Origin of the sequence: Mesorhizobium sp. M0047 (genome assembly GCF_040323315.1) — a bacterium.
Classification (GTDB): domain Bacteria; phylum Pseudomonadota; class Alphaproteobacteria; order Rhizobiales; family Rhizobiaceae; genus Mesorhizobium.
Genome location: NZ_JAMYUW010000083.1, coordinates 1 through 9,714, shown reverse-complemented (window position 1 = coordinate 9,714; position 9,714 = coordinate 1). Strand labels below are relative to the sequence as shown.

Below are 9,714 nucleotides of genomic sequence, written 5' to 3'. Positions count from 1 at the left end.
ACATCAGCCGCGGTCTCGCCAGGCCTCGCCAAGACGGAGCCCTGGCCCAGGAAGATGACGTGGTCCGGATAGAGGCTGCCGCCCTCCGCCATGCGGCGGCTCTCCGGGTCGAGCGCGACCGCATGCGCTTCGACATCGGCCGGCAATCTGTAGCCGCTGTCGCCGGCAAGCACCGTCAAGGCGGCAAGGTCGGGCGGCGCGGTCGCGCGCGCCGGCCGGGCCAGCAGGGACCTGACTCGGCGTAGCAGAAGCTCCGCCTCGGCGACGGTTTCTGCGGCGACGACCAGCCCGTGATTGCCGAGAACCAGCACGTCGACATCAGGCCGAAGCTTTTCGGCGATGCCGCGGGCAAGCGGCAGGCCTGGCCGGAAATAGGGCACATAGGCCAATTCGATGCCATCGAGCCGTCTGGCGACCTCGGCCTCACCATCGGCCTGCACGGCAAGCGAGATGGTGTCGACGCAGTGGACATGCAGAACCACGCGCTGCGGCATAAGGGCGTGGACCGTGGTCTCGATCGACGGGCGCAAGCCGCGCGGGTTGAGCGCCGCGATGGTGAAACCCTGCGGCTGATCGGCGGCGCGGTCGCGCTGTTCGACAGCCTTGAGCAGCGGCGCCATGGCCACCGGCACCATGATGTCGTCGGTGAGCGCATCCTTCAGCCATGTGCCGGAAGCCTTGATCCACAGCGTATCGCCAGCTTTCAGCGAAGTGTTGCCGCCCGCCGCCTGGGTCAGGTGCGGGCTTCGCCCGATGCTGGCCGAAAGCGCCCGCAAGGCCGCCAGTTCCTTCGCGTCAGCTTGGGTTGCCATGGCGCTTTTCCTCCAACGGTTCGGCCGTGTCCTGCGCGAAATCCCGTTGCCGGGGTCGAATTGGCGCTGATATCGCAGATACGAGTGATCTACGTCAATAGTGATCTACTATCATCAAAACACGCTTGCAATCCGCCTAATGTTGAGTAAGTTGCGCCAATTGCCACGGAAAAAGGCACTCGGGAGGAAAGAGTGAGCGACTCCGGCCGCCAGCGTCAGATCGTCGAACTGCTGCGGGATCGCCCGTTCGCCTCGGTGCGCGAGCTTCAGGAACGGCTCGGCGTTTCCGCCGCGACGGTCAGGCGCGACATCGACAGGATCGATGAAGCCGGCGAGGCGCGAAAGGTCTATGGCGGCATCTCGGCGCTTGACGGTGCTTCCCAGGCAGGTGTCGCCTATGCGAGGCCCTATGACGAGAACCGCGACCTAGCGGTCGAGGCCAAGCGGCAGATCGCCGCCCTTGCCGCGACGATGGTGCGGGACGGCGATGCAGTCATCGTGCATGGCGGCTCGACCTGCTTCCATCTCGGCGTCAAGCTCGCTGAGCGCAACATCCGCCTCTACACCAACTCGATGCCGCTGGCGGCCTATCTGAGCGACCACGGCCATTGCAGCCTGACCGTTGCCGGCGGCGAGCTGCATCGCGAACCCGGCATCATCCATTCGCTCATCCAGCCCGTGCCCTTCTACGGCTCGAAATTCTTCCTCGGCGCGCAAGGCATTGGCCAGGAAGGCGTGCTGGAATCGCATCCCTTGCTGGTGCGCTCCATCGTCGACCTCAGCCTCTGCGCCGACCAGATCGTGGTGCTGGCCGACAGCCGCAAATTGTCGATCCATGCGCGCAACGTCGCCTTGCCGCTTTCCCGCATCGGGACGCTGGTCACCGACGAGGGCCTCTCCGACACCGACGCGCGCATGCTGGAAGACGCCGGCGTCATGGTGCGGATTGCCTCATCCTCGGGAGCCATGCAGTGAAGGTGGCGGTCCTCGATTTCGGCAAGACCAATTCGAAGCTGTTCGTCTTCGATCAGGACGGACGCATTCTCGACGAGCGCCGGACACAGCCGAACTGGGTGCCCCAGGGTGGCTTCAGCGTGCTCGACGAGGCAACGCTCCACGATTGGGCGCTCAATGCCGTCGCCGATGCGGTCGGCAGCCACGGTGTCGAGGGGCTGATGGTGTCGGGCCATGGCTGCACCTTTGCCTTGATCGACGAGACGGCGCTCACACATCCGATCCTCGACTACGAGCAGGAGCCGCCGGCCGAGATTGCCGCGCGGATCGATCGCCGCATTCCGGATTTTGCCGAAACCTTCTCGCCGCGACTGCCGCTCGGCTTCAACTACGGCCGCCACATGCTGTGGCTGCAGGAGGTCGATCCCGGCGCGTTCGCTGCGGCGAAATCGATCCTCGGCTATCCGCAATATTGGAGCTGGCGCCTTGGCGGGCAAGCGGTATCGGAAGTGTCCTATCTCGGCTGCCACTCGCATCTGTGGGCGCCGCGTAGCCAAGACTTTTCCTCGCTGGTCGATGCCCAGGGCTGGCGTGACCGGATGCCTTCCTTCGAGCGCGCCGGCGCCGTGATCGGCGAACGGCACCTCGGAGGTTCGGCGCGGCCAGTCGGCATCCACAATGGCGTCCATGACTCGAATGCGGCGCTGCATGCCTATCGCCGGCAAGAGCTCGGCCCGGTCACCGTCGTTTCGACCGGCACCTGGGTCGTCGTGCTCAATCCCGACTGCCCGCTCGACGCGCTCGACCAGGATCGCGACATGCTGGTCAATGTCGATGTCGATGGCGGTCCGGTGCCGACTATCCGCTTCATGGGCGGACGCGAATTCGCAACCATCAGCGGCGGCTGGCACGGCGAAATCGGCCTGTCCGCGATACAACGAGTGATCGACGCCGGTATCATGGCGCTGCCCAGCTTCGCGCCGGGCGGGCCGATGGCCGGCCCGTCCGGCCTGCTGGTCGGCCGCACGCCCGATGCCGAGGAACGGGCGGCCGTGGCTTTGCTTTATGTCGCGCTGATGGTCGATCTGTCGCTCGACCTGATCCATTCGCAAAACACCGTGATCGTCGATGGTGGGCTGAATGCTGGCGGTTTGCTCGCCAGCCTGCTGGCGCAGTTGCGCCCCAGCCAGGCCTTCCTGCAAGGCGCCACGCTGGAAGGCAGCGCCACGGGTGCCGCGGCGCTTGCCTTCGAGAGTGTCGGGCGCGAATTTGCCGCCGAGGTTCCGGAGCCGGTGCACGCATCGCGTTTCACTGGATTGGCGTCCTATCGCGATGATTGGCATGCCTTCGCTATGGATCGGGGCATCGCCGGTGCGGCGGCGGGAGGCGCACGATGAGCGCGGCTGCCAAAGTCGAGACGGCGCGCCAACCGGTGCTGGAAATGCGGCACATCTCCAAGACATTCGGTGCGATCCGCGCCTTGCAGGATGTCTCGCTCAGCGTCCATGCCGGCGAATTGCATGCATTGATGGGCGAGAACGGCGCCGGAAAATCAACGCTAATGAAGGTGCTTTCAGGCGCCTATCGGCCGGATGCCGGCGGCGAGATCCTGATCGACGGCATGCCCGCCGTGACCGGCGATCCGATCAAGGCGCGCGCCAGCGGCGTCGCGGTGATCTATCAGGAGCTGTCGCTGGCGCCCAATCTGACGGTGGCGCAAAACATCTTCCTCGGCAACGAACCACGCCGTTTCGGCATCGTCGACCGTGACCAGTGCACCCGGCGGGCCACGGAGATCATCGCGCGTCTCGGCGTCTCCTTCTCGGCCCGCGACATGGTCTCCAGCCTGTCGCTCGGCGAGCGCCAGCTGGTCGAGATCGCCCGCGCGCTGTCGACCAATGCGCGCATCATCGTCATGGACGAGCCGACCACGTCGCTGACCTCGCGCGAGACCGACCGGCTGTTCGAGGTCATTGCGACGCTGAAATCGCAAGGCATCGCCATCATCTACATCAGTCACCGCATGGAAGAGGTCTACCAGCTTGCCGACCGCGTCAGCGTGCTGCGCGACAGCGGTTATGTCGGCACGCTCGAACGCGCCGACCTCAGCGCCTCGCGCCTGGTGTCGATGATGGTCGGCCGCGATCTGTCCGCCTTCTACAAGAAGGACCATCGGCCGCCGGATGCAAAGCGCGCGGTGGCGCTCTCGGTGCGCGGCATGTCCGACGGTCGTCTCCTGAAGAACTGCTCGTTCGACCTGCACAAGGGCGAGGTGCTGGCGTTGGCGGGTCTGGTCGGCTCCGGCCGCACCGAGCTTGCACGGCTGATCTTTGGCGCCGACAGGCGCACATCCGGCACGCTGGAACTCGACGGCAAGCCTGTAACCATCGGCTCGCCGCGTGAGGCGCTCGATGCCGGCATTGCCTATCTGACCGAGGACCGCAAGGAACTCGGCCTGTTCCTCGACATGTCGATCTCCGACAACATCAGCATGGGCGTGCTGGCAAGGGATTCGCGCGCCGGCGGCCTGCGCGACTTCGCGGCCGCCGAGAGGCGCGCGTCCAAGGCTGTTGCCGATCTCTCCATCCGCACCAGTTCGGTACAGGCTAATGCCGGCTCGCTGTCGGGCGGCAACCAGCAAAAGGTGCTGCTCGCCCGCCTGCTCGAAACCGAGCCGAAGGTCGTCATCCTCGACGAGCCGACCCGCGGCGTCGACGTTGGGGCGAAATCGGAAATCTACCGGCTGATCGACAATCTCGCCAAGCAGGGCATCGCCATCCTGATGATCTCCAGCGAACTGCCGGAAGTGATCGGCGTCGCCGATCGCGTGCTGGTGATGCGCGACGGCACGATTTCGGGCGAGGTGACGGCAAGCCAGGGCGAGCCGCTCAGCCAGGAAAAAATCATGGAACTTGCAACGGGAGCGGCTCAGCAATGACCGACAAGGCGACCGAGATCGGCGCAGGCGGCCAGGCCACGGGCGCGAGCCGGCGGTTACGCACCGCAATCGCTGCCCTTGGCATGCTGCCGGTACTGATCCTGCTGGCGGCCGGCTTCCAATTCCTGAACCCGCGTTTCCTGACCGAGACCAATTTGCTGATCGTCACACAGCAATCATCGATCAACATCGTGCTTGCGGCCGGAATGACCTTCGTCATCCTGACAGGCGGCATCGACCTGTCTGTCGGCGCCATCCTTGCTGCCTCGGCGATGGTGGCGGTGATCGTATCGCTGGTGCCTGATTGGGGCCTGCTCGGCGTGCCGGCGGCCATTCTGGTCGGCCTCGGCTTCGGCGTCATCAACGGGCTGCTCATAGCATATATCAAGCTGCCGCCCTTCATCGTCACGCTCGGTTCGCTGACCGCTGTGCGCGGCGTCGCCCGCCTGCTCGGCCAGGACACGACGGTGTTCAACGCGGACCTGCCGTTCGACTTCATCGGCAACGGTTCGCTGTTCGGCATTCCGTGGCTGGTCATCATCGCGCTGTCGGTGGTGGTGCTGTCTTGGCTGGTGCTCAAGCGCACCGTGCTCGGCACCTGGATCTACGCCGTCGGCGGCAACGCCGAGGCGGCACGCCTGACCGGCATCAAGGTGCCGCTGGTGCTGCTCTTCGTCTACGGCGTTTCCGGCCTGCTGGCCGGCCTTGGCGGCGCCATGTCGGCGGCCCGGCTCTATGCCGCCAACGGCTTGCAGCTCGGCCAGTCCTACGAACTCGACGCCATTGCCGCGGTCATTCTCGGCGGCACCAGCTTCGTCGGCGGCGTCGGCTCGATCTGGGGCACGCTGATCGGCGGCCTGATCATCGCCGTGCTCTCCAATGGGCTCATCTTGGCCGGCGTTTCGGACATCTGGCAATACATCATCAAGGGATTGGTCATCATCGTGGCGGTCGCCCTCGACCGCTACAGGCTCCAGGCCGGAGCACGAACGTGATTGACCTTAGTCGCCGGCGTAAACGACCGGTTTGTGTAACGCACCGTGAGAGGCGCGGGGCAATCGGAGGAAAACAATGAAGACCATCGCCAAACTGCTCTGCGGCGTCGCGCTCGCGTCGCTCGCCATCGCGCCTGCTTCGGCCAAGGACCTCAACAAGGTCGGAATCTCGGTCGGCCTGCTCGGCAACCCCTTCTTCGTCGCCACCATCAAGGGCATCGAGGACGCGGCCAAGAAGATCAATCCGAAGGTCGAGGTGACGTCGGTGTCGGCCGATTATGACCTCAACAAGCAGGTCTCGCAGGTCGATTCGTTCATCGCCGCCGGCGTCGATGTGATCATGCTCAACGCCGTCGACGCCAAGGCTATCGCGCCGGCAGTGAAGAAGGCGCAGGCTGCGGGCATCGTCGTCGCCGCCTTCGACGTTTCGGCACCCGGCGCCGACGTCACGGTGATGACCAACAACGTCAAGGCCGGCGAAGAGGCCTGCCAGTACCTGGTTGACCATACCGGCGGCAAGGGCGACTACGTCATCCTCAACGGGCCGGCATCGTCGTCGATCCTGGAGCGGGTGAAGGGCTGCAAGAACGTGCTGGCGCAGCATCCCGAAATCAAGATCCTCTCCGACGACCAGAACGCCGAAGGCTCGCGCGACGGCGGCCTGAAGGTGTTCCAGTCGCTGCTCACCCGCTTCGACAAGATCGATGCCGTGTTTGCCATCAACGACCCGACGGCGATCGGCGCCCAGCTTGCGGCCAAGCAGCTCAACCGCTCGGAGTTCCTCTTCACCGCCGTCGACGGCGCCCCCGATATCGAGAAGGAACTCGCCTCCGGCACCTCGATGATCAAGGCGTCGGCCTCGCAGGATCCTTATGTGATGGCTGGCCAGTCGCTGACGATGGCGGCCGACCTGCTCGCCGGCAAGAAGCCGGCGGAGCCGACCGTGCTGCTCGACCCGAAGCTGATCACGGCCGAGAACCTGAAGGACTACAAGGGCTGGACCGCGGCCCGCTAAACGTCCCTCAGCAGCGTGCGGCCGGGATCACCCAGCTGCACGTCTTGTCCAGGCATCGGCTCCGCCTCTGGGTCCGATGCGCAGAAGCCGGAGACGATGATGTCGCGTATTGGAATCCATTCTTTCGTCTGGTCGGCGAGTTCGGCGCAGGCCGATCTCGAACGGACGTTGGCCAACACCAGAGAGGCCGGCTTCGACCTCATCGAATTCTCCTATCTCGACCCCGCCAATGTCGACATAAGCGGGCTTGCCAGGCGCATCGCCGATCTTGGCCTCGGCGTGGCGATCAGCATCGGATTGCCTGGTGATGGCGATATTTCGAGCGCCGACAAGGCGATTGCCGCGCATGGCGTCGAAATCCTCAGCGACACCATCGCGCTGACGCGCGATCTCGGCGGCGGGAAGGTCGCCGGCATTCTCTCGACCAGCCACGGACTGCAGGTCGAGGCGCCGACGCGCGATCAATGGCAGCGCAGCGCCGGCACGCTGGCGAAGGTCGCCGAGACGGCCAAGGCGGCCGGCGTCACGCTCAACCTCGAGATCGTCAACCGCTTCGAAAGCAACCTGCTCAACACCGCCGCGCAAGGGCTGGCGTTCATTGAGGACACCGGCTCGGACAACATCTTCCTGCATCTCGACACGTTCCACATGAACATCGAGGAGGCCGATGTCGGGCTGGCCATCCGCCATGCCGCAGATAAGATCGGCTATGTCCATATCGGCGAAAGCCATCGCGGTTTCCTCGGTACCGGCAACATCGATTTCGCCGCGATCTTCGATGCGCTCACGGCCATCGGCTACAGTGACGACCTCAGTTTCGAATCTTTCTCGTCGGAAATCGTCGACGAGAACCTGTCGAAGAAGACCGCCATCTGGCGCAACCTGTGGACAGACAATGTGGCGCTCGCCAAGCACGCGCGCGCCTTCATCGGCCTCGGGCTGGAGACGGCGCGACGCAAGGCCGAGCTGGTTTCGGCCCAGCACAGACCCTAATGCATGTCGCTCAAAAGTGGCCCCGGTTTTGAGACAACGACATGCATGGAAACAAACACCTATAGCGCGGTGCATGCATCCATTTCGACGCGACGCGCTTTAGGCGAAAACCGGATCGCGGGCGCCTGGCGCCGCCAGGGCAACGAACTCGGGTTACGGGTTCCTTCGCTGCCTTCGCCGGCGCGTTGGCTGACGGAAACGAAAAACCCGCCTGTGCGGCGGGTCACTGGCGCAAATCAGCACCATACGCAAATATGTACCATAGCTGAGGTCACGAAATCAAGAAAAAATTCCTATCGTGAAAGGTTGCCGGCACGAAAGCTGCCAACACCGCCGAGCTGGCTGCCGTCAGGTTTTTTGTTAACCTGAGTTCGGAGCCCTACTGGCGCCGGTGGCGGCATTGCCCGCGGCAGGTGCATCGGATATCTGACCCGTCCGGGCAAACAATGCCCATAACGCATAGACGGAGCCAAGGACATGACACGCAGCACGATCCTCAAATTCGGCGCCGTCGAGAACGCGGAACCCGGCGATCTGGCGGGCTGGGTCGTGGTCGAAGGCAAGCCGACCATGAAAACCGCCATCCAGCACACGACCGAAGATGGCAAGGTGTTGTCGGGGACCTGGCAAGCGACGCCCGGCACCTATCACGCGACCTACACCGACTATGAGTTCGTGCACATGATCGCCGGTCGCATCATCATCACTCCCGACGGCGGCACGCCGGTCGAGGTAGGCCCAGGCGACGCCTTCGTGGTGGAAGCCGATTTCAAGGGAACCTGGAAGATCATCGAGCCGGTGACGAAGCATTTTGTCGTCAGGGTCGGCTAAGGCGGGCTGTTCGCGTGAGCCGCTGGCGGTTGGTGCCCATGGCGGGTCTTTGGCGCGATGGTTGCGCGGGCGGCTCGACCACGGACGAGTTCCAATGGCCATGATGCTGGGCCGACCAGATGGCCTAAACGCCGCATTGACCTGACCGGGTATCGGCAGTCCTCTTAGGATCGACCTCAGCGTTCAATGGCTGATCGAGGAGACGACAGATGCATCGACGCGGTTTTTTGGCGGCGGGTCTTGCGACGGTTCTTGTGAGCCAGCGCGCCATCGCCCAGATGAAGATGGACGACATGCCCGGCATGGATATGGGTGGCCACGCAGGCCACGACATGGGCGAGGCGCCGCAGAGCACGGTCGTGCTGCCGGAAGGAAAAGTGCTTCGCGACTTGCCCCGCCTTGCCAACGAAGCCGGCACCCCCGGCCTGTTCAAGGCGAAGCTGACGGCCCAGCGCGCCTCGGTGCGTTTTGCCGAAGGACTGGACACGCCGATCCTCGGCTATAACGGCACCAGCCCCGGGCCGCTGATCGAGGCGGTCGAGGGTGACCGGGTCGAGATCACCTTCGCGAACCGAATTCCTGAAGAGACGAGCACCATCCATTGGCATGGCATGCCGGTGCCCGCCGACCAGGACGGCAATCCGATGTACCCCGTCGCAACTGGCGCCGACCGCACCTACAGCTTCGACCTGCCGGAAGGCAGCGCGGGTTCGTACTGGTATCATCCGCATCCGCACGGCAAGACGGCCGAGCAAGTCTATCGCGGCCTTGCCGGCGCGTTCGTCGTCAAACCGAAAATCGATCCGATCCCGGCCGAATATGGCGATACGGTGCTGGTCTTCACCGACCTTCGCCTCGCCGCCGACGGCACGATGCCGGACAATACGATGACGGACCTGATGAACGGACGCGTCGGCGATCATGTGCTTGTCAACGGACAGAAGAATCCTCGGCTAGCAGTTCCCTTTGGCACGAAGCGGCGCTTCCGGCTTTACAATGCGACCAACGCGCGGTTCCTTCGACTTTCCTTCGATCAAGCCTCGATGATGATTATCGGAACGGACGGCGGCCTCTTGGAGGCACCGGTCGCAGCCGACGAGATCCTTCTCAGTCCCGCCGAACGCCTTGAACTGATCGTGTCATTCGACAAGCCCGGCCCCGCAACGCTGTACACGC

9 protein-coding genes are annotated in these 9,714 nt (G+C 64.3%); 8 read left to right on the top strand and 1 reads right to left on the bottom strand.

The genetic code is table 11. From position 1 onward, the window contains the following. Positions 1 to 812: class II aldolase/adducin family protein (locus NKJ89_RS35115; RefSeq protein WP_352609003.1), on the bottom strand; the 812-nt coding region annotated here is incomplete at its 3' end. 192 nt (positions 813 to 1,004) lie between these two features. On the opposite strand from NKJ89_RS35115, the gene NKJ89_RS35110 reads away from it, so the two are divergent. The 8 genes from NKJ89_RS35110 to NKJ89_RS35075 all read left to right on the top strand — a co-directional run. Next, positions 1,005 to 1,787 carry a DeoR/GlpR family DNA-binding transcription regulator gene (locus NKJ89_RS35110; RefSeq protein WP_352609002.1) on the top strand — a complete coding sequence of 261 codons (783 nt, stop codon included), beginning with the start codon at positions 1,005 to 1,007 and terminating at the stop codon, positions 1,785 to 1,787. Further along, complete coding sequence (locus NKJ89_RS35105) at positions 1,784 to 3,163, top strand: FGGY-family carbohydrate kinase (protein ID WP_352609001.1); 1,380 nt, start codon at positions 1,784 to 1,786, stop codon at positions 3,161 to 3,163. The genes NKJ89_RS35110 and NKJ89_RS35105 overlap by 4 nt, the downstream gene beginning before the upstream one ends. Then, positions 3,160 to 4,704, top strand: a complete 1,545-nt coding sequence (locus NKJ89_RS35100; RefSeq protein ID WP_352609000.1) for a sugar ABC transporter ATP-binding protein — start codon at positions 3,160 to 3,162, stop codon at positions 4,702 to 4,704. Before NKJ89_RS35105 ends, NKJ89_RS35100 begins: the two co-directional genes overlap by 4 nt. Continuing rightward, positions 4,701 to 5,699, top strand: coding sequence for an ABC transporter permease subunit (locus tag NKJ89_RS35095; RefSeq protein ID WP_352608999.1), 999 nt, complete (start codon positions 4,701 to 4,703; stop codon positions 5,697 to 5,699). Before NKJ89_RS35100 ends, NKJ89_RS35095 begins: the two co-directional genes overlap by 4 nt. A 76-nt stretch (positions 5,700 to 5,775) precedes the next feature. Beyond that, positions 5,776 to 6,714, top strand: coding sequence for an ABC transporter substrate-binding protein (locus NKJ89_RS35090; RefSeq protein ID WP_352608998.1), 939 nt, complete (start codon positions 5,776 to 5,778; stop codon positions 6,712 to 6,714). Between the two features lie 99 nt (positions 6,715 to 6,813). Continuing rightward, a complete protein-coding gene (locus NKJ89_RS35085; protein ID WP_352608997.1) occupies positions 6,814 to 7,707 on the top strand; it encodes a sugar phosphate isomerase/epimerase family protein in 894 nt (297 codons plus the stop codon). 477 nt (positions 7,708 to 8,184) lie between these two features. Then, entirely contained in the window at positions 8,185 to 8,538 is a 354-nt protein-coding gene (locus NKJ89_RS35080; RefSeq protein WP_352608996.1) for a cupin domain-containing protein, read from the top strand. A 209-nt stretch (positions 8,539 to 8,747) separates the two neighbouring features. Beyond that, on the top strand, positions 8,748 to 9,714 hold a 967-nt coding region (locus tag NKJ89_RS35075; RefSeq protein ID WP_352608995.1), incomplete at its 3' end, for a multicopper oxidase family protein.

What these genes read in the sequence shown, in the direction of transcription:
- NKJ89_RS35100 (WP_352609000.1), top strand. Translation starts at nt 3,160, where the DNA reads ATGAGCGCGGCTGCCAAAGTCGAGACGGCGCGCCAACCGGTGCTGGAA.
- NKJ89_RS35095 (WP_352608999.1), top strand. Translation starts at nt 4,701, where the DNA reads ATGACCGACAAGGCGACCGAGATCGGCGCAGGCGGCCAGGCCACGGGC.
- NKJ89_RS35090 (WP_352608998.1), top strand. Translation starts at nt 5,776, where the DNA reads ATGAAGACCATCGCCAAACTGCTCTGCGGCGTCGCGCTCGCGTCGCTC.
- NKJ89_RS35085 (WP_352608997.1), top strand. Translation starts at nt 6,814, where the DNA reads ATGTCGCGTATTGGAATCCATTCTTTCGTCTGGTCGGCGAGTTCGGCG.
- NKJ89_RS35080 (WP_352608996.1), top strand. Translation starts at nt 8,185, where the DNA reads ATGACACGCAGCACGATCCTCAAATTCGGCGCCGTCGAGAACGCGGAA.